The organism is Pseudomonas entomophila (genome assembly GCF_013523125.1).
Classification (GTDB): Bacteria; Pseudomonadota; Gammaproteobacteria; order Pseudomonadales; family Pseudomonadaceae; genus Aquipseudomonas; species Aquipseudomonas entomophila_B.
In genome coordinates, this window is sequence record NZ_JAAMQJ010000001.1 from 72893 (window position 1) to 91762 (window position 18870).

The 18870-nt window shown below is 67.1% G+C and carries 16 protein-coding genes and 1 pseudogene; 8 read left to right on the forward strand and 9 right to left on the reverse strand.

Annotation, left to right across the window (positions count from 1 at the left end; translation table 11 throughout):
* Positions 1–11: 11 nt before the first annotated feature.
* The 4 genes and pseudogenes from G7007_RS00290 (at position 12) to G7007_RS22640 (ending at position 3435) form a co-directional block, all read left to right on the forward strand.
* The gene (locus G7007_RS00290; RefSeq protein WP_181098674.1) at positions 12–1064 is read left to right on the forward strand and encodes a catalase family peroxidase; all 1053 of its coding nucleotides are present in this window, start codon (positions 12–14) and stop codon (positions 1062–1064) included.
* Complete coding sequence (locus G7007_RS00295; protein WP_181098521.1) at positions 1061–1621, forward strand: cytochrome b; 561 nt, start codon at positions 1061–1063, stop codon at positions 1619–1621. Before G7007_RS00290 ends, G7007_RS00295 begins: the two co-directional genes overlap by 4 nt.
* Before the next feature lie 173 nt (positions 1622–1794).
* Positions 1795–2577, forward strand: a pseudogene (locus G7007_RS22635) (MCP four helix bundle domain-containing protein); the annotation flags it as partial.
* Positions 2572–3435, forward strand: coding sequence for a methyl-accepting chemotaxis protein (locus G7007_RS22640; RefSeq protein ID WP_445675485.1), 864 nt, complete (start codon positions 2572–2574; stop codon positions 3433–3435). The pseudogene G7007_RS22635 and the gene G7007_RS22640, both read left to right, overlap by 6 nt.
* Before the next feature lie 363 nt (positions 3436–3798).
* Here the strand turns inward: G7007_RS22640 and G7007_RS00305 are convergent, their stop codons facing one another.
* From G7007_RS00305 to G7007_RS00315, 3 genes are all read right to left on the reverse strand, one after another.
* Positions 3799–3981, reverse strand: coding sequence for a hypothetical protein (locus G7007_RS00305; RefSeq protein WP_181098524.1), 183 nt, complete (start codon positions 3979–3981; stop codon positions 3799–3801).
* 279 nt (positions 3982–4260) lie between these two features.
* Positions 4261–4707 carry a DUF1294 domain-containing protein gene (locus tag G7007_RS00310; protein ID WP_181098530.1) on the reverse strand — a complete coding sequence of 149 codons (447 nt, stop codon included), beginning with the start codon at positions 4705–4707 and terminating at the stop codon, positions 4261–4263.
* Between the two features lies 1 nt (position 4708).
* Positions 4709–5539 carry an undecaprenyl-diphosphate phosphatase gene (locus G7007_RS00315; RefSeq protein ID WP_181098532.1) on the reverse strand — a complete coding sequence of 277 codons (831 nt, stop codon included), beginning with the start codon at positions 5537–5539 and terminating at the stop codon, positions 4709–4711.
* Positions 5540–5802: 263 nt separating this feature from the next.
* Between G7007_RS00315 and pnuC the strand changes: the two genes are divergently transcribed.
* Together pnuC and G7007_RS00325 are read left to right on the forward strand one after the other, a co-directional pair.
* On the forward strand, positions 5803–6369 hold the full coding sequence (gene pnuC, locus G7007_RS00320; protein WP_181098534.1) for a nicotinamide riboside transporter PnuC: 567 nt from the start codon (positions 5803–5805) through the stop codon (positions 6367–6369).
* Positions 6366–6908 carry an AAA family ATPase gene (locus G7007_RS00325; protein WP_181098675.1) on the forward strand — a complete coding sequence of 181 codons (543 nt, stop codon included), beginning with the start codon at positions 6366–6368 and terminating at the stop codon, positions 6906–6908. The genes pnuC and G7007_RS00325 overlap by 4 nt, the downstream gene beginning before the upstream one ends.
* A gap of 41 nt (positions 6909–6949) precedes the next feature.
* Here the strand turns inward: G7007_RS00325 and G7007_RS00330 are convergent, their stop codons facing one another.
* Together G7007_RS00330 and G7007_RS00335 are read right to left on the reverse strand one after the other, a co-directional pair.
* Positions 6950–8167: a PAS domain-containing sensor histidine kinase gene (locus G7007_RS00330; RefSeq protein ID WP_181098536.1), complete on the reverse strand. Its 1218-nt coding sequence runs from the start codon at positions 8165–8167 to the stop codon at positions 6950–6952.
* Complete coding sequence (locus tag G7007_RS00335; RefSeq protein ID WP_181098538.1) at positions 8157–8972, reverse strand: alpha/beta fold hydrolase; 816 nt, start codon at positions 8970–8972, stop codon at positions 8157–8159. Before G7007_RS00335 ends, G7007_RS00330 begins: the two co-directional genes overlap by 11 nt.
* Before the next feature lie 375 nt (positions 8973–9347).
* Between G7007_RS00335 and G7007_RS00340 the strand changes: the two genes are divergently transcribed.
* Entirely contained in the window at positions 9348–11501 is a 2154-nt protein-coding gene (locus G7007_RS00340; RefSeq protein WP_375139466.1) for an LTA synthase family protein, read from the forward strand.
* A gap of 11 nt (positions 11502–11512) precedes the next feature.
* On the opposite strand, the gene G7007_RS00345 is transcribed toward G7007_RS00340, so the two are convergent.
* Positions 11513–12823: a sigma-54-dependent transcriptional regulator gene (locus G7007_RS00345; protein WP_181098541.1), complete on the reverse strand. Its 1311-nt coding sequence runs from the start codon at positions 12821–12823 to the stop codon at positions 11513–11515.
* A 280-nt stretch (positions 12824–13103) separates the two neighbouring features.
* Between G7007_RS00345 and G7007_RS00350 the strand changes: the two genes are divergently transcribed.
* Complete coding sequence (locus tag G7007_RS00350) at positions 13104–13370, forward strand: hypothetical protein (RefSeq protein WP_181098543.1); 267 nt, start codon at positions 13104–13106, stop codon at positions 13368–13370.
* 46 nt (positions 13371–13416) lie between these two features.
* Here the strand turns inward: G7007_RS00350 and G7007_RS00355 are convergent, their stop codons facing one another.
* From G7007_RS00355 to cobN, 3 genes are all read right to left on the reverse strand, one after another.
* Positions 13417–13980: a vWA domain-containing protein gene (locus G7007_RS00355; RefSeq protein ID WP_181098676.1), complete on the reverse strand. Its 564-nt coding sequence runs from the start codon at positions 13978–13980 to the stop codon at positions 13417–13419.
* A 98-nt stretch (positions 13981–14078) separates the two neighbouring features.
* Entirely contained in the window at positions 14079–15107 is a 1029-nt protein-coding gene (locus G7007_RS00360) for an ATP-binding protein (protein WP_181098551.1), read from the reverse strand.
* A gap of 1 nt (position 15108) precedes the next feature.
* On the reverse strand, positions 15109–18870 hold the full coding sequence (gene cobN, locus G7007_RS00365) for a cobaltochelatase subunit CobN (RefSeq protein ID WP_181098553.1): 3762 nt from the start codon (positions 18868–18870) through the stop codon (positions 15109–15111).

An 18870-nucleotide genomic window follows, 5' to 3' on the forward strand; every position in this document is an offset into this window, starting at 1 on the left:
CTCACGAGAACCTGCGCATGACCACTCCCCTGCACGGGCGCCGCAAAGCCCTGCGTCTGCTCGGCATCGCCGCGCTGCTGGCCTCGGCCGGTGCCGGCTTCGCCTATGCCGCCGGCTGGATCGACACCCCGGCGCTGACCCCGCAGCGCATCATCGACACCTTCGAGGCCCAGGCCGGGCATCACCCGGGGTACCGCAAGAACCACGCCAAGGGCCTGTGCGTCAGCGGGTACTTCGAAAGCACCGGGCTCGCCGCCTCGCTGTCGCGCGCCCGTGTCTTCAGCCAACCGCACGTGCCGGTCATCGGCCGCTTCGCCCTCGGTGGCGCCAACCCCCATGTCGCCGATGCCGCCGTACCGACGCGCAGCCTGGCCCTGCAACTGAGCACCGACGACGGGCAGCGCTGGCGCACGGGCATGAACAACCCGCCGGTGCTGGCCGTCAACAGCGTGGAAGGCTTCTACGACCAGGTGCTGGCGAACACACCGGACCCGACCACCGGCAAGCCCGACCCGGCACGGCAGAAGGCCTTCGCCCAAGCGCACCCGGAAAGCGCCGCGTTTCGCCAGTGGGCGGCCCAGTACACGCCCAGCGACAGCTTCGCCAATACCGCCTACAACAGCATCAATGCGTTTCGCCTGATCAACGACCAGGGGACGATGCAGCCGGTGCGCTGGCGCCTCGAACCGCAGATGCCGTTTCAGGCGCTGCCCACGGGCATCGCCGACCCGGACTACCTGCAACACGACCTCCAGGCCCGCGTGAAGCAGGGCCCGCTGCGCTGGACCTTGCGCCTCACCCTGGCCGAGCCTGGCGATGCCATCGACGACCCGGCCCAGGCCTGGCCGGCGCAACGGCGCACGGTCGAAGCCGGCACCGTGGTCATCGACCAGGTCGAGGCGCCCGAACACGGTGCCTGCCGCGACCTCAACTTCGACCCCTTGATCCTGCCGACCGGTATCGCACCGTCCGACGATCCGATCCTCGCGGCCCGCTCGGCCGCCTACGCCGAATCCTTCAATCGCCGCAGCCGCGAACGCCTCGAGACAGGAGCACACCCATGACCCCCAGCACCTTTCATCCGTTGAGCCGAGCGGTGCACTGGCTGATGGCCGTGCTGATCCTGGCGATGCTGTTCATCGGCGTGAACATGGTCGGCAACCTGTCGCCCTGGCACCCGACCCTGGTCACACTGCACAAGGCCACCGGGCTGGCGCTGCTGGTGCTGGTGATCCTGCGCCTCGTGCTGCGTCTGAGCCTGCCGCACCCACCTCTGCCCCGCGACCTGCCGCCGTTGCAGCGCTGGGCGGCCGGGGCCTCGCACCTGGCCTTGTACGCCTTGATGCTGGGCATGCCGCTGCTGGGCTGGGCGATGCTCTCGGCGGGCGATTATCCACGGCCTCTGGGGCTGCCGGCGATCGCCCCGCACGACCTGCGGCTGTATGCCGTGTTGCGCCAGGCCCATGGCTGGGCCGGCTATCTGCTGTTCGCCACGATCCTGGTGCACGTGGGCGCCGCGCTGATGCACGCGCTGGTCCGGCGGGATGGGGTGATGCGGGCGATGTGGCCGGGTCGGACCGGGCGTGCCTCGTCGACCGAGCGCTCGCGCTCAGCGCCGTGATCTGCCTGGGCAGCCCAGAGGGAGGCCACCTGATGAACGAGGCCCCCTGCACGAAAAATAAGTGCGCGTTTCGCTCAAGGCCTGTCGCGCACGACCGATAACCGAGCGAATGCCTGGGTTTTTCTGACCCGTGGCGCCTCGTTCTCTTTCGGTCCCTTTTTCTGGATGCCTCCATGCACTGGCTACGCGATGCAAAACTCTCTACCAAACTGATCGCCGCCTTTGGCCTGTGCGCGCTCATCACCCTCGTGGTGGGCGTGCTCGGCAGTCGCGGCATTTCCCAATTGTCGGAAAGCCTCAGGTCGGTCTTCGCCAACAACCTGGTATCGGTGTCCAAGACCGCCGAGGCCAAGAGCAAGGCCATTGCGCAGCAAAGAGATTTGTATGCACTGATCAACGCCGTCGCGTCCAACGCGCCGCAGGCGAGCCGTGATCAGCTTATTCAGAGCATGGATGCCAACCGGGCCGATAGCGAAAAGGCCTTCGCCTTGTATCGCACCACCCCCCTGGCGGACGACGAACGTGCCGCTGGCGACCGCATGGAGCGCGACTGGCCGGCCTATCAAGCGCAGATCCAGCGCGTGCTCGCCGCGTTGCAGGCAGGCAATGTCGACACTGCTCAGAGCATCATCGGCACTGACGTTCAACAGAGCTACCGAACCATCCTCGACGAACTCACCGTGATAGTCGAGTCGAACAACCGTCAGATCGCCGAGGGTGGACAACAAGCCAGCGTCACCGAGCGCTCGGCGACCACGGTGCTGTACATCGGTATCGCCCTGGCCTTCATCGCGGCCATGCTACTCGGCCTGTTCATCAGCCGCCTGATCAGCCGTCCCATCGCCCAGGCGGTGGTCAGCGCCCAGGCCATCGCTCGCGGCGACCTGACGCAACTGGTCCGCAGCGAGGCCGCCGACGAGACCGGCCAGTTGCTCAACGCCCTGGGCGACATGCAGCAGAGTCTGAAGAGCACTATCCAGCAGATCGCCGACGCCTCCAGTCAACTGGCCTCGGCGGCCGAAGAGCTCAACGCGGTGACCGAGGACAGCAGCCGCGGCTTGCTGCGCCAGAACGACGAGATCCAGCAGGCGGCCACGGCGGTCACCGAAATGACCTCGGCGGTCGAGGAAGTCGCCCGTAACGCCATGTCCACCTCCGAAGCCTCGCGGGGCGCCAGCGCCCAGGCCGGCGAAGGCCTGGGCCAGGCCCGTCACGCCGTCTCGGCGGTCGATGACGCCACGCGCGAGATCGACACCTCGACCACCATCGTCGAGCAACTGGCCACGCAGCTGCGTGACATCGGCAAGGTGTTGGACGTGATCCGCGGCATCGCCGAGCAGACCAACCTGCTGGCGCTCAACGCCGCCATCGAAGCCGCCCGCGCGGGCGAGCAGGGTCGTGGTTTTGCGGTGGTGGCCGACGAAGTCCGGGCACTGGCGGCACGCACCCAGGCGTCCACCGGCGAGATCGAAGGCATGATCAACGCGGTCCAGGCCAGCTCCGACCAGGCCGTAGTGGCCATGGGCAAGAGCCAGACCCTGGTGGCCACCACCCAGACGCTGGCCCGCGCCACGGGCGATGCGCTGGAGCAGATCGCGGTCGGCATCGGCCAGATCAACGACCGCAACCTGGTGATCGCCAGCGCGTGCGAGGAGCAGGCCAACGTGGCCCGTGAAGTGGACCGCAACCTGCTCAACATCCAGGACCTGTCGACCCAGACGGCGACGGGTGCGCAGCAGACCAGCGCCTCGGCGCAGGACCTCTCGCGCCTGGCGGTGTCCTTCAACGAACTGGTGCGACGCTTCAAGCTGTAAAGACGGCGTGAGGGCTCCCCCTTTTTTTGAGGGGCCCTTGTCTTTCTCTATTTCTTGATCTGTCAGCCTAGCCCCCCTGTAGGAGCGCCCCCGTGCCGCGATTGGGCCTGAAAGGCCCACAATGACCTGTGCATACCCGCGATCGCGGCACCAAGGCGGCGGGCAGACACTCACCGCCTGTGCCTGCTGCCGATCTGACAGACTGACGCCTTTTCGATCCAGTCGGGCGGCATCGGTGCAGGCACCTGACACAGGGGGTGCGCTGATTTCATGGGCCCGGCGGGCCCAATCGCGGTCGGTCCGGCGCTCCGGCAGGGGCCGCTCCTGCATGGCGATGACCGGTATCACTGCGGCGTGCTGCGTTCAGGGGTTGATGAGATGCACCAGCACCCGCTTGATCGCCGGCCAGTTCACCCACTGCCAGAGCTTGCCGTTCGACAGGTGCTCGACGATGCGGTTGGAGCCGCCGGTCAGGCTGACCACGGTGAGGTAGACGAACCACTTTCTGATGACGCTCGACAGTCGCTTTCTCTTGTATCTGGGCAATCCACACATCCAGGCTGAGGGGTTCTGAAGAAACGCTTGCAAGGTGGCCGGGTGAGCGTGCCTCGACGCGAGACCTGCCGCCCACCCAGTCCCTGCCGTCTGGCAAGCCTGTCTGGCTAGGACACCGCCGTGCCACCAGGAATGCCATCGAGATGAACGTCGAGACCGTGGCTGCACGAAACGGGCGCGCACGGTCGCTCAGCCGAGGACACCTGTCAACGGGTAGGCTTTGCGTTCTTCAAGGATCATGCGCCTGGCTCGAGGCGCCAGCACCCGCCGCTAACCCAGCGGCAGGCCGACCAGATGCGTCAGGCCCTGCCCGGCGAAGACCACGCGGTCGCACCAGACCACCTGATGCAGCAGCACGATGGCCCAGAAGACCACCTGGAACGGTGCTTTGCGGGTCTTGTGCCGGCACACCTGCTGGGCGATCAACGCACCGGGCCAGCCGCCGAGCAGCTCGCTCAGGTGCAGGTACTTTTCCGGAATGCGCCAGCCCTGGGTGCGGGCGCGGCGCTTGTCGTGCCAGTACAGGCCGAAGGCGATCAGGCTGGCCAGTGGGTAGAGTGCCACCCATAGGGGGCTGGCACCGGCCAGAACCGCCTGCACCATGCCGATCGCGGGCAACGCACACACGGCCAGCAGGAGGGCCACCTTGAGCCCGCGCAGGCGATGCTCGATCCTCCTGCCCCGAGGCGCCGCCTGCGCCATGCGTTCACAGCCCATGTCAGCCCTGCGCCGTGGTCCAGTCGATCCAGCCGAACAGCCAGGTCGCCAGGATCAGCAGGCCGAAACCGATGCGGTACCAGGCAAACACCGCGTAGCTGTGGTGGGCGATGAACTTCAGCAGCCCGCGCACCGCGATCATGGCGAACAGGAACGACACCACGAACCCCAGGGCGAACACCGGCAAATCGGCTGGCTGGAACAGCTCGCGGTACTTGTACCCCGAATACACCGCCGCGCCGACCATGGTCGGCATGGCCAGGAAGAACGAGAACTCGGTGGCCGCCGTGCGCGACAGGCCGAACAGCAGCCCGCCGATGATGGTCGACCCGGAGCGCGAGGTGCCGGGGATCATGGCCACGCACTGCACCAGCCCGATCTTCAGCGCCTGGTGCCAGCTCATCTGGTCGACGTGCTCGACCGTCACCCGATGGTCACGGCGCTCGGCCCAGAGCATGATCACCCCGCCGATCACCAGCGCGGCGGCCACGGTGATGGGGTTGAACAGGTATTCATGGATCAGGTCGGCGAACAGCACGCCGAGCACCACCGCCGGCAGGAAGGCCAACAGCAGGTTGCCGGTGAAGCGGCGCGCCTGGGGCTGGGTCGGCAGGCCGACGACGACGTCGAGGATCTTGCGCCGAAAGGCCCAGACCACGGCCAGGATCGCACCGAGCTGGATGATGATGTTGAAGGCCATGGCCCGTTCGCCGCCGAAGTCGATCAGGTCGGCGACGATGATCTGGTGCCCGGTGCTGGAAATGGGCAGGAACTCGGTGAGCCCTTCGACGATACCCAGAATGATTGCCTGCAAGGCGCTCCAAAAATCCATCGTTCCCCCACGGGGCGCTGGTGCGTGCCAGGCCCGTTGTACGTTGAGTGGTGTGTCTACCGCGAGCGACGCGCCGTTTTTACAGCGAAGATTGGAGTAAAGCCAGTCAAACGTTCAGCCTGGGTGAACGTTTCATCTGAATCCGGACAGCATGTTAGCAGAGGGTTCTGCTACATGCCGGGAATTTGACACGCACGACGATGAACGTCGAGTGCAGGACTTCGCGTACAATCGCGCCCTCTTCATTGACCAAAGGATCACCCATGTCCGGCCTCGAACTGTTCGCCGCTGCCCTCGGTGTGCTCGCCGTGTGGCTGACCGTCAAGCAGAACCCGTGGTGCTGGCCGATCGGCCTGGTCATGGTACTGGTCTACAGCTGGATCTTCTATGGCGTACGGCTGTACTCCGACATGCTCCTGCAGCTGGTCTATGCCGTCCTGCAGCTGTATGGGTGGTGGCAGTGGACCCGTCCAGGGCATGTCGAGCGCGCCCGTCAGGTCAGTCGCCTGTCGGCGTCTGCCATGGGCCTGAGCCTGGGGACGGGCCTGCTGGTCAGCCTGGCGCTGGGCGCGGCCATGGCCCACTGGACCGATGCCGCGCAGCCCTGGCTGGACGCCGCGTTGACCGGCTTCAGCCTGGTGGCGCAGGTGTGGATGGCGCAGAAGCGGCTGCAATGCTGGCCGTTGTGGGCGTTGCTGGACACGGTCTTCGTCGGCCTGTTCCTGTACAAGGGGCTTTACCTGACCGCGGCGCTGTACGCGCTGTTCACCTGGCTGGCGGTACGCGGCTGGCTCGAATGGCGACGTGCGCCCGCCGTGGCCTGCGCATGAAGGTGCTGGTGCTGTGTGGCCCCGAATCGAGTGGCAAGAGCTGGCTGGGCGGCGAACTACAAGCGCACTTCGGTGGCCGCCTGGTCGGCGAATACGTGCGGCATTTCATCGATCATCACCAGCGTGACACGTGCCTGGCCGACATCCCGGCCATCGCCCGTGGGCAACTGGCCTGGGAAGATGAGGCACGTTCCCAGGCCCCTGCCCTGCTGATCCTCGACACTCACCTGCTGAGCAACCTGCTCTGGAGTCAGACGTTGTTCGGCGACTGCCCGGCCTGGCTGGAGCAGGCCCTGCTGGCGCGTCATTACGACTTGCACTTGCTGCTCGACCCGCGTGGTGTGGACTGGGTAAGCGACGGCCAGCGCTGCCAGCCTGGACTGGCGCAACGGCAGGTGTTCTTCGAGCAGAGTCGCCACTGGCTGCTGGCGCACCGCCAGCCGGTACAGGTGCTCGAGGGCAGTTGGGCGCAGCGACGGCAAGCGGCCTTCGAGGCGGTCGAATGTTTGCTGGCAGGCTCGACGCCCGCGACACGCTGAGCGAAGACGGCCAGGCGGGCCCCCAAGGGTGGGGACTGCCGTCAGCCCACGTGCGAATCGGGCAGAGGCACAGGAGCCGCCTGCTGGCCCTCTTCGGCCTGCGCCAGGCACACGATGAAGCGTGTGCCGTCGATCGCATCGGAACTGACGCGGACCCCGCCGCCGTGCGCCTCGGCGATGGCCTTGACGATGAACAGGCCCAGACCCACGCTGCGCCCCACGCCCTGCTCGCTGCCGCGTACCATCGGTTCGAACAGCACGTCCAGGGTGGCCTGGGGGATCGACTGGCCGTAATTGAGCACGGTGATCTGCGGACGCCCCTGGGGGAAGTCGGAGATCACGTGGATCGGCTGAGCCGGATCGCCATAGGCCACGGCATTGCCCACCAGGTTGCCGATCAGTTGCTGCACCCGGTCGGCGTCCAGAAGCGCACGGCCATGGGCGACGGCCTGATGCAGCAGCATGACGCCAGGAAACGCCACGCGTAGCTCATCCAGGCTCTGACGCACGACCTCATGCAGGTCCAGTGGCGTCGATGAGATGGCGATGCCGTGGCCGATGCGTTCCAGGGTGAAGTCCAGCAGGTCGGCGATCATGCGCTCGGCACGGCCCGCCGACTGGCCGATGTGCGCCAGCATGCGCGCCTCGCGAGGCGAACGCTCGGCCTGACCGAGCATGTCGGCAGCCATCTGGATGGCGGTCAATGGCGTACGCAGATCGTGGCTGACGATGCCGACCATCTGCTCGGCATAGGTGGCACGCCGCTGGGCGCTTTGATACGCCCTCTTCAACTGAGCCTGTGCCTCGTCCAGGCTCGCCTGTGCCAGGGTCTTTTCCCGCAACAGGTTTTCCGCCAGATTGCGTGCATTGAGCAGCTCTCGCTCGTAGCGGTCGCGTTCGGTGGTGGTGAACACCGACAGTTGATAGTAGGCCACGCCTTCGTGCACCTGCCGCACGCCGTTGAGCAACATCGTGACGGCGCTGCCATCGCGGTGCAGCAGTTGCAGCTTGATCTCGCCGACCGAGCCCTGCATGTGCATGATCGGCGCCCAGTGGGTCTGGTAGAAGATCCGCCCGCCCATGGTCAACAGGTCCTGGAAGCGCCGTCCGTCGAGGGCCTCGCAGGTGTAGCCCAGCCAGTCGGCGAACGTGCGATTGACCTGCAGCAGCGTACCGTCCTCGCGCGTGGTCAACAGACCGCAAGGCGCCTGATCGAACAGCGTTCGCGCGTCTGGCAACGAAGAGGCGTCAACCGTCATCGCGACCACCGAGGCGGCCGAGGAAGTCGTCCATCGCCTTCACGCAGGCACTGGGTGCGCTCATGTGCGGGCAGTGGCCGATGTTGTCGACCAGCTGCAGCGTGCTTCCGGCGATGGCCTGCTTCAGGTACTCACCCACCTGGATCGGCGCGATCAGGTCGTCGCTGGCCTGCAGGATCAGGGTGGGCGTGGTCAGCCGCGCCACGTCCTCGCGGTTGTCGGACAGGAAGGTGACCCGGGCGAACTGCTTGGCGATGTCCGGGCGCGTGCTGCAGAAGCTCTGGGTCAGCTCGTCGGCCAGGGCCGGCTGGCCCGGCGCGCCCATGATCACCGGCGCCATGCTGCTCGACCAACCCAGGTAGTTGCTGTCGAGGGTCTCGAGCAGGGCATTGATGTCATCGCGCGAGAACCCGCCGACGTACGCTTCGTCATCGATGTAGCACGGTGACGGCCCGACCATGACGTGTGCCGCCACCCTGCCAGGCGCCGCAAGGTCGCTCAGCACACCGATCATGGCACTGACCGAGTGCCCGACCAGCACCACCGGGCCTTTGCCGTAGGCATCGATGAGCTGCGACAGGTCGTCGGCATAGCCTGCCAGGGTATCGTAGCGGGCCGGATCGTAGGCGCTCAGGTCGGAGCGTCCCGAGCCGATCAGGTCGTGCAGGACCACCGTGAACCGGTCGGTGAAATGTTCGACCATGTAGCGCCACATGGTCTGGTCGCAACCGAAGCCGTGCGAGAAGATCATCGTCGCCGGGCCCTTCCCGAGGAGAGTCACGTGGTGGCGTTGCTGCAGGTTCATGAACGGTCTCGTGCGCGGTGAATGGGAAAGAAGCGAAAGGCCACCGAATGCCGGGCGAAACGGCACGACAAGGCTCAGGGCATGCAACCTGCAGGGAGGATAACGTACCTGCGGCGGGTGGAATAGCCGCCACACGCCTCTTGCCGGCTCTGCGGTACAGGCGGGCCGGCAGCGTCAGCCACACGCCGCACACCCGTGCCTGCCCGAGCGCTCACGCTTGCACGTCCCGCAGATTCGTTACCGGGCTTGTACGCAGCCTGGGTGACAGGACAGGCCTGTTATCATTGCCCACATTTCTATGACCGTTCGATGACATATAAGGACATTTCCGTGAAGCACTGGTTCGGCCTCCTTCGCCATCCTGCAGCCCGGCTGATGACGCTCGCCCTCCTGGTGATCGTGATCCCGCTGGTCTCGCGCAGCCTGCTGGGGTGGTCGCATCCTTTTGGCTATGCGTCGGACCTGGCCGTGGGTCTCGGGCTGGTCCTGCTGCTGCAGCGCCAGCGACCCTGGCTGGCGCTGGGCGTGCTGGTGGTCTGGGCTTTCCTGAGCGTGGCCGCCGTCGAGCTGGTCAGTGCCGTGGGACGATTGCCTGCCAGCAGCGACCTGGCCTATCTGTTCGATCCGCAGTTCGTCGAGAACTCCACCGGCGGCGGGCTGGCGCACCCTGGGCTGCCGTGGACCCTGGCCATCGGCATCGTGTTGTGGCTGCTGAGCTGCCGCCTGGGGCGCCAGCAGGCGCCCATGCCATTGCCACGCCGCGCCTGGAGCGTGCCAGCGTTGCTGCTGGTCGCGCATTGGGCCGGGCAGCACCTGTCACCTTCCGAAGCCGAACCGTGGCGCCAGTTCAACCTGCCGCATCAACTGCTCGCGACGGGCACCGGTGCGCTGCAGCAGCGGATCGAGCGGTGGGCCGGGCTCGAGCCACAGGCGTCACCGCCGTCGATGACCGGGCTGGTGGGTGTCGACCTCGACGGCCAGCGCCTGCTGACCGGCCCCGGCCAGGCCCGCAACCTGCTGATCGTTACCCTGGAAGGCATCCCGGGGGCCTATGTCCTTACCAATCGCCAGGCCTTGAACAGCCCGTTCGACGAGGACCTCATGCCCCGCCTCAGCCAGTGGGCCGAGCGCGGCATGAACACGCCGGACTACGTGCTGCACACGCACCAGACCATCCGTGGCCTGTACGCGATGCTGTGCGGCGACTACGACAAGTTCGACAATGGCACCCCCAAGGGCGTCGAGCTGCTCAACCAGCAAGCGCGCAATCAGGCCTGCCTGCCCGCGCAGCTGCGCCAGCACGGCTTCACCACCCATTACCTACAAGGCGCCGGCCTGCGTTTCATGGCCAAGGACCGCATCATGCCGCACATCGGTTTCGACGCCGTGCACGGGCTGGAGTGGTTCGCCAACGACAATTACCTCACCTTCCCCTGGGGCAAGGACGACAAGGCTTTCTTCGAGGGTGCCGCGCAGTACGTCGGCCAGCTGCGCCAGCAGCGCGAGCCCTGGATGCTGACGCTGCTGACCGTGGGCACGCACCAACCCTACTCAGCGCCCGAGGCCTACCTGGCGCGCTACCCCAGCGCCAAGCAGGCGGCTGTCGCCTACCTGGACGACGCCCTCGGTGACTTCCTCGAGACGCTGGACCGCCAGGGGGTGCTCGAGGACACTCTGGTGGTCATCACTTCGGACGAATCCCATGGCATCGACGGCGTGCGCCTGGCGTCGGCCTGGGGCTTCAACCTCCTGCTCGCGCCCGACCCGTCTGCACTCCCCCGCCTCAAGTCCGGCACCTATGGCCACGTCGACCTGACGGCGTCCCTGCTGGACTACTTCGCCCTGCCCGTCCCCGCCGAGCTCAACGGGCGCTCGCTGCTGCGCGACTACGCCAGTGGCCGGCCCATGCTGTCGTTCACCAATGGCCAGCTGCGCCACCACGATGGCCATGGCACGTTGACCGAATGCGATTTCCAGCAGCGCTGTCGCCGCTATGCCAGCGCAGGCTTCATCGTCCCGACCGCCCGCTACCTGGGCCAGGGTGACCGCAATGTGGCGCAGCAGGTCATGGCCATGGCCGGTACCCTGGACCGTTCGTTGATACGCACGCCTTCGAACGTGCGCTACCAGTTCGGCAGCGCCACGCCCATACCGCTGAACCCGAGCGTACGTGACGACTGGGCCGATAACCTGATCGGCGCCCAATACCTGGAAATGCCAGAAGGCACGCGCACGCGCGTACGCCTGAAAATTCGCGCACTGGCCTCAGATACGCCTGCGAAGATCCTGCTCAAGACCAAGGAATTCGAACAGGACGTGGCGCTGGGCCTGCCTGAGCAGATGATCGTGAGCGCCGAGCAGCCTTTGGTCATGGAATTCGACTTCGACAACCCGACGGTGCGCAAGGCCTTCTCGTTCCATCTGCTCGGCTATGGCACCGGTGCGGTGGAAATCAGCGACTTCAGCGTGACCACCGCGCTACCGGACGACGCCGACGCCTTCAGCGACGAGGAACAGCCCGCCGCCTGAGCGCGACGCGTCTAACGAATCTGGTGCTTGTGCAGCAGGCGATAGAAAGTGGGACGTGAAACGCCCAGAACCTTTGCCGCCAGGGTCATGTTGTCACCGTGTCGATGCAGCACGTCGCAGAGCGCCTGACGTTCGGCGCGGTGCTTGTAGTCCTCCAACGTGGCGATCGGTGCTTCTTCATCGTCCCGCGTCCGCAAGCCCAGATCCTGGGCTTCCACTTGCCGGCCGGCTGCAAGCACCAACCCGCGCCGGACCCGATTGGCCAGCTCTCGGACATTGCCAGGCCAATCGTGACGGCCCATGGCGGACAGCGCAGCCTCGCTGAAGGCGCGGGGCATGCGGCCGGTTTCCTGGCTGTAGAAGCGCGCGAAGTGTTCTGCCAGCGTCGGCAGATCGGCGTGCCGCTCGCGCAGCGCCGTGGTAGCGATGCGCATGTCGGCAAGGCGACGATACAGCGCCTCGTCGAAACGACCGGCCTTGACCGCCGCGTCGAGGTCGACCCGTGTCGCAGCCAGGATGCGCGGCTCGTCGGGGTGATCGTCATGGGCATGGCGAGCTCCATGAGCATCGAGCACCTGAACGAGCGCCGCTTGTGCGGCGCACGACAGGTCGGCGACCTCATCGAAGAACAGCGTCCCGCCCCTGGCCGCCTGGACCAGCGCAGGCAGGGACGATGGCGCCGCTTCGCCCAGGGCAGAGGACGGTGCTTGTTGAGGCGCCTGCGCGGACAATCGGCTGCAATGCAGCGTCAGAAAAGGCCGGTCCCGACGCGGCGAAAGGCGGTGCAGCGTGCGTGCGAGCAACTCCTTGCCCGTACCCGGTTCACCCTGGATGAGCATCGGAAAGGCCGCTGGCGCCCACTTGAGCACCCTCTTGCGCAATTCGCGCATCGCACGGCTGTCGCCCAGCAGCTCGTGGGAGGGCTCGTCCGCCTTGTTCGAGTGCTTGCTGCGCACGCGCGACAGGCCATGGGCCCGGGCCAGCGTGGCCTGTACGCGCATGGGGTCGAGCGGTACCGTATGGAAGTCGAAGAACCATTCGCACACGAAGTCGCCGACGTTCTGCATCCGCAGCTCTTCGGCGCTGAGCACGGCGATCCACTCCAGAGTGCTGTGCCGGATCAGCGCCTTGACGGCCTCTGGCTCACGCAAGTGTCCGGCATGCAGGCGCAGCAGCCCAACGCCTGCGGTGGGGCTGCTGGCGTCGGAAAAGTCACCGACGTCGACCTCCCAACCGGCACTGCGCAAGCTTGGCAACAAGGCGTGACAGTCGTCGCACGGGTCGATGATCAATAGACGGCGATGAGCGATAGCGTCGGACATGGACGTTTCCTTGGCGCCAAATAATTAATTTTTCTATATCAAACAGTTAGTTGCGGCGCCTAGGTAGAAAGTAGCAAGTAAACGTCAAAAAACTAATACCGTTCGTCGGCTCTCTTTGCCGAGGCGGAACTTTGAAAAAAGGGTTGATTTCGATCTTTTTTCTCTGTCCGTGTGACTTGGTAGTGCCATGCGCGCATCACTACCAAGACCCCGCCGCTGGCATCCTGCGCTTGCCGTCGTCGGACCTCTTTCGCTGTTCAGGATCATAGAGAGCCAAACCATGAACGCCCCGCTCCGTGTCAACGAAGCCTTGCTGATCGCCGACCACGCCTTCGAACCCTTCCAGTGCGTTGCCTGGGATGCGCCCAATGGCACCGGTGAACTGAGTCTTGCCGTGATCGACCGGACCAACACCCGCATCGGCAGCAAGCAAGTGTCCTCGCGCGTCTACACCGATACCCAACAATGGCTGGGACTGATCGAACAGGTCAGAAGCGAATTGAGCGAACAAGGCTACGCACTGCAGCCCTGGGTGATGCCGAAGTAAGGCGACGACGCCTCTGCGCGCGCCCCTGGGCGATGCAGGGGCGACGTCAGCGCGGCTTGAAGGTGTGCAAGGCCTGATACTCGGCCTCGAGCTGCTCGGCCAGTAGGTGAGCGCGCCCCACGCGAACGAGCGACAGCTCCATGTCCACTACCAGGCTGGCGCAAGGCAGTGGCTGCAAGGGCGCCCACTGCGGCAGACGACCATCGGTCAGCACCAGGCAGCGCTGACGTTCATCGGGCAGGCGTTTCTGCCGGGCTAGCAACCAGTGGCGGGCCTGCGTCAGTGCGGCCAGCAAAGGCGTACCGCCTCCGGCACCCAAGTGTTGCAGCCAGTCTTGCAAGGCCTGGGACGCTTTCAGGCCATGGCACTGCCAACGGGGCGTGCTACCGCTGGCAGTCAGCAAGGCCAGGCGCGCGCGTTGCCGGTAGGCTTGATCGAAACATTCGGCCAGCAACCCCTTGGTCTGGGCGAGCGCGCCCTGCCGACGGGTCGAGGCCGAGCTGTCGACGATCACCACCCAGAGTTCGGCAGGCCGCGCCTGTCGCCGCTGCCAGCGCAGGTCGTCGCGTACCTGTGGCCTGCCCTGAGCGAGCGTGGCCGCCCAGGCCACCTGCCCTGCGCTGGCCTGTCGTGACTGCCCGCGCAATGCGCCCTGTGCCTTGCCTTTCCCCTGTTGCGCGTCCGGCCGGTGAGTCCGGACGCGGACGCTCAAGGCTTTTTTGCCCAGGTCGGCACCTCGCGCCGCGGGCCACTGACCACAGGCCGAGGCGGCAATGCGCCCCAGGCGCCCTGCCCAGGCGAAGGATCGGTGTCAGGCCCACGCGGATCGCGCCCAGCGTCGCCCGGCGACGGTGGCGCCGAGGCCGTATCGGGTGCGGGCGGCGGCGCGGCGCGGCGTCGATGACGCAAGGCGAATTCCGCGACGGCCTCGATGTCCTCGACCTCGATGCGTGGCGCATCGCGCCAGGCAGCATGCGCCCGGGCCGCACGCAGCCAGACCAGGTCGCCCCGCAGACCATCGACCCCCGCCGCAAAGCAGCGCTCGGTGATGTCGGCGAGCGCGGTGTCGTCCAGCGCGATACCCTCGAGCCGCTGGCGAGCCGCCTGGCAACGGGCACGCAGTTCGGCCTGCGCCGCGGCCCACTCGACCAGAAAGCCGTGCGGGTCACTGTCGAAGGCCAGGCGTCGCCGAATGATCTGTTGCCGCTCCTCAGGCAGTGGCTGCGCCTCCAGGGCGACGTTCAACCCGAAGCGGTCGAGCAGTTGCGGGCGCAATTCGCCCTCCTCCGGGTTCATGGTCCCAATCAGCACGAAACGCGCCGAATGGCGATGGGAGAGGCCATCGCGCTCCACCCGGTTGGTGCCACTGGCAGCGACGTCCAGCAGCAGGTCGACCAGGCCATCGGGCAGCAGGTTGACTTCGTCCACGTAAAGCACACCGCCGTCGGCCTGGGCCAACACGCCGGGGGCGAAGCGCACCTTGCCCTCGCCCAGCGCCGCATCCAGGTCGAGCGTGCCGACCACGCGGTCTTCGCTGGCGCCCAGCGGCAGGGTCACGAACGGACCATCGCCGAGCAGGTCGGCCAGGCCGCGGGCCAAGGTGCTCTTGGCCATGCCCCGCGGACCCTCGATCAGCACGCCGCCGATCTTCGGGTCGATGGCGGTCAGGCACAGCGCCAGCTTCAGCGTCTGCGCGCCGACCACCGCCGCCAAGGGAAACTGCACAGGTTCGGTCATCTCAGGTCTCTTCCTCGCCGGCGATCAAGTGTTCTTCCAGCGCCTCACGGTAGGCGCCGGGCTCGGCCCAGAGGCCACGCTGCTGCGCCTCGATCAGCCGTTCGGTCATGTCGTGCAACGCCTGCGGATTGTGCTCGCGCAGGAATTCACGGGTCGCGGGGTCGAGCACGTAGGCGTCGGCCACCCCTTGGTAGTGGTGATCGTCGATCAACCCAGTGGTGGCGTCGAAGGCGAACAGGTTGTCCACCGTGGCCGCCATTTCGAAGGCCCCCTTGTAGCCATGTCGCTTGACGCCGTCGATCCACTTGGGGTTGAGCGCGCGAGCCCGGATCACGCGATTGAGCTCTTCCTTCAAGGTGCGCACACGCGGACGGTCGGCCTGGCTGTGGTCGCCGTGGTAGGCGCTGACGTCGCCCTCGCCCAGTGTTTGCGCCGCCGCCAGCATGCCGCCCTGGAACTGGTAGTAGTCGTTGGAGTCGAGCAGGTCGTGCTCATGGTTGTCCTGATTCTGCACCACGGCCTGCAGCTGGCCCAGACGCTGACTGAAGGACGCGCGCGCGGGCGTGCCGTCGTCGTGTGCACCGTAGGCGTAGCTGCCGTGGTTCAGGTAGACCTCGGCCAGGTCGGTGCGCTCGCTCCACAAACGCCCATCGATCGCGTTCTGCACGCCGGCCCCGTAGGCGCCGGGCTTGGCGCCGAAGACCCGCCAGCCGGCCTGGCGCGTGGCCTGCTCGGTGTCCAGACCGGATGCCTGCAGCGCCTGGCGCTCGGCGCGGACCTTGGCCGCCAGCGGGTTGAGATCGTCCGGTTCGTCCAGCGCCGCCACCGCCTGCACGGCCGCGTCGAACAGGCGAATCAGGCCACCGAAGGCGTCGCGGAAGAACCCCGAGACGCGCAGGGTGACGTCCACCCGCGGCCGGTCGAGCAGGCTCAGCGGCAGGATCTCGAAATCGTCGACGCGCTGGCTGCCGTTGGCCCATACCGGCCGCACCCCCATCAGGGCCATGGCCTGGGCGATGTCGTCGCCGCCGGTGCGCATGGTTGCCGTGCCCCAGACCGACAACCCCAGACGCCGCAGGTGATCGCCGTGGTCCTGCAGGTGACGCTCGAGGATCAGGTTGGCCGAGGCGAAGCCCAGGCGCCAGGCAGTGGTGGTCGGCAGGTTGCGCACGTCCACCGTGTAGAAGTTGCGGCCGGTCGGCAGCACGTCCAGGCGCCCACGACTGGGCGCACCGCTCGGGCCGGCGGGCACGAAGCGCCCGTCCAGGGCAGCCAGCAGACCGTCCATTTCCGCCGCGCCGCAGGCATCGAGCCGTGGCGCCGTCTCGCTCACCAGGGTGTCGAGCACTTCGCGAACGGGTTGCCAGGCCGGGGTGTCCGGAAGGTCGAGCGCGCCCGCCAAGGCCTGTTCGATCAGCCCCAGCGCCAGGCGCTCGAGCCGCTCGCGGGTGTCGCCACAGGTGCGCCAGGCGTCATCGCCCTGCGCCTGCAGCCAGGGGTCGCGAACACCCTCCCAGGGCTGGCCGAGGTCGCAGTCCAGCGGATCGAAGCCCGGCGCCAGGCAGGCGCCCAGCGTGCGCAGCAGGCTGGCGTTGCCGCCCTTGCCATCGCCCCGTGCCACCCGCAGCAGCGCCAGCAGCGTGTCGAGGCGCAGGCGGCCTTCAGGCGACTGGCCGAACACGTGCAGCCCGTCGCGGATTTGCGACTCCTTGAGGTCGCACAGGTAGGTGTCCAGGCGCGGCAGCCATACGTCGGCATCGTCCAACGCGCCTTCGATCTGCAATTCGCGGTCGATGTGGTTGGCCTTGACCAGCGCCAGGATGTCGCGCTGCAGCTCGCGGGCACGCCGTGGATCGAGCAGCTGTGCTTCGTAGTATTCGTCGGCCAGCTGCTCCAGTTCGCGCAACGGGCCATAGGTCTCGGCCCGGGTCAGCGGCGGCATCAGGTGGTCGATGATCACCGCCTGGGTTCGGCGTTTGGCCTGGGCACCCTCGCCCGGGTCGTTGACGATGAACGGGTAGATGTTCGGCAATGGACCGAGCAGCGCATCCGGCCAGCACTGCGCCGAGAGACCGACGCCCTTGCCGGGCAGCCACTCCAGGTTGCCGTGCTTGCCGACGTGGATGAGCGCATCGGCCCCGTAGGCATGCCGCAGCCAGAAGTAGAAGGCCAGGTAGCCATGGGGCGGCACCAGGTCCGGGTCGTGGTACACCGCACTGGGGTCGACCTGGTAGCCGCGGGCCGGCTGGATGCCGACGAAAGTCAGACCGAAACGCAGCCCGGCGACCATCAGTCGACCGTCGCGGTGCATCGGGTCCTGCTCGGGCGGGCCCCAGCGCTCCAGGACGGCACGCCGGTTGGCCTCGGGCAGCGCGGCGAACGCTCGGGCGTAGTCGTCCAAGGCCAGGCTCTGGGCGCACGGCCGCTGGTCGAGGTGCTCGAGGTCGTTGGTGACACCGCCGAGCAGGGCCTGGATCAAGGCCGTGCCACTGCCGGGCAGCCCGTCGACCGGGTAGCCCTGCTGCTGCAAGGCCTGGAGAATGTTGAGCGCCGCGCCTGGCGTGTCCAGGCCGACGCCGTTGCCGATGCGCCCGTCGCGGGTCGGGTAGTTGGCCAGGATCAGCGCCACGCGCTTCTGCGCAGTGGGCAGGCGCGCCAGTTCGACCCAACGGCGTGCCAGTTCGGCGACGAAATCCATGCGCTCGAGGTGCGCGCGGTAGCAGACCACGTCCGACTGGCTGCGCTCGCTGCGCCAGGCCAGGTCCTTGAAACTCACCGGACGGGTGATGATGCGCCCGTCCAGTTCCGGCAAGGCGATGTGCATGGCCAGGTCCCGCGCCCCGAGGCCCTGCTCGCTCGCCTCCCAGGCCGGCTGGTTGTCCTGGGCGCAGATCGCCTGCAGCACCGGGATGTCGCGGCGCAGCGGGCGCAGGCTCGGTCGCTCCGGGCTGGACAGGGCGAAGCCGGTGGTGTTGAGCACCACCTCGGCACCGGCCTCGTCCAACCAGGCTTCGACCTGGGTCAGGCAGGCCGGCTCCTTGAGGCTGGCCACGGCGATCGGCAGCGGGTTCAGGCCCACCGCCTGGAGGCGTTCGCAGAAGCGGTCGATGAAGGCGGTGTTGGCCGCCTGCAGGTGCGAGCGGTAGAACAGGATCGGCGCCACCGGCCAGTCGGGGTGCCAGTGGGCGAACCAGCTGTCCAGGCGCGTGCTGCCGTAGACGGGGTGATAGACCGTAGTGCGCGGCAGCGCTTCGGGCTCGACCCAGGCATCGTTGCGCCCGAGCCAGGTACTGGCCAGGCACTTGAACAGGTTCAGGGCATTCTGCCGGCCGCCCTGGCGCAGGTAGTGCCAGAGCCGCTCGGCCTCGGCGCCGCGCACGTTGCCCAGGTCGGTCAGTTCAGGGTCCGGGCGATCGTCGCCCGGCACCAGGATCAGCGTCAGGCCGCGCCGCGACAGCTCGACCAGCTGCTCGACGCCGTAGCGCCAGTAGCCCACGCCACCGTGCAGCGAGACCAGCACCACCTTGGCATGGCGCAAGACCTGGTCGATGTACAGGTCGACCGAGGCGTGGTTCTGCACCTGCATGGGGTTGGCCAGGCGCAGCGAGGGATAGTCGTCGGGCAACTGCTCGGCGGTATCGGCCAGCAGCGCCAGGTGCGAGTCGCCGCTGCACAGGATCACCAGCTCGGCCGGCGTCTGCCCGAGGTCGGCGATGCTGTCGTCCGGCACGAAGCCACCGGGTTGGGTCCTGAGCAGGTGCAT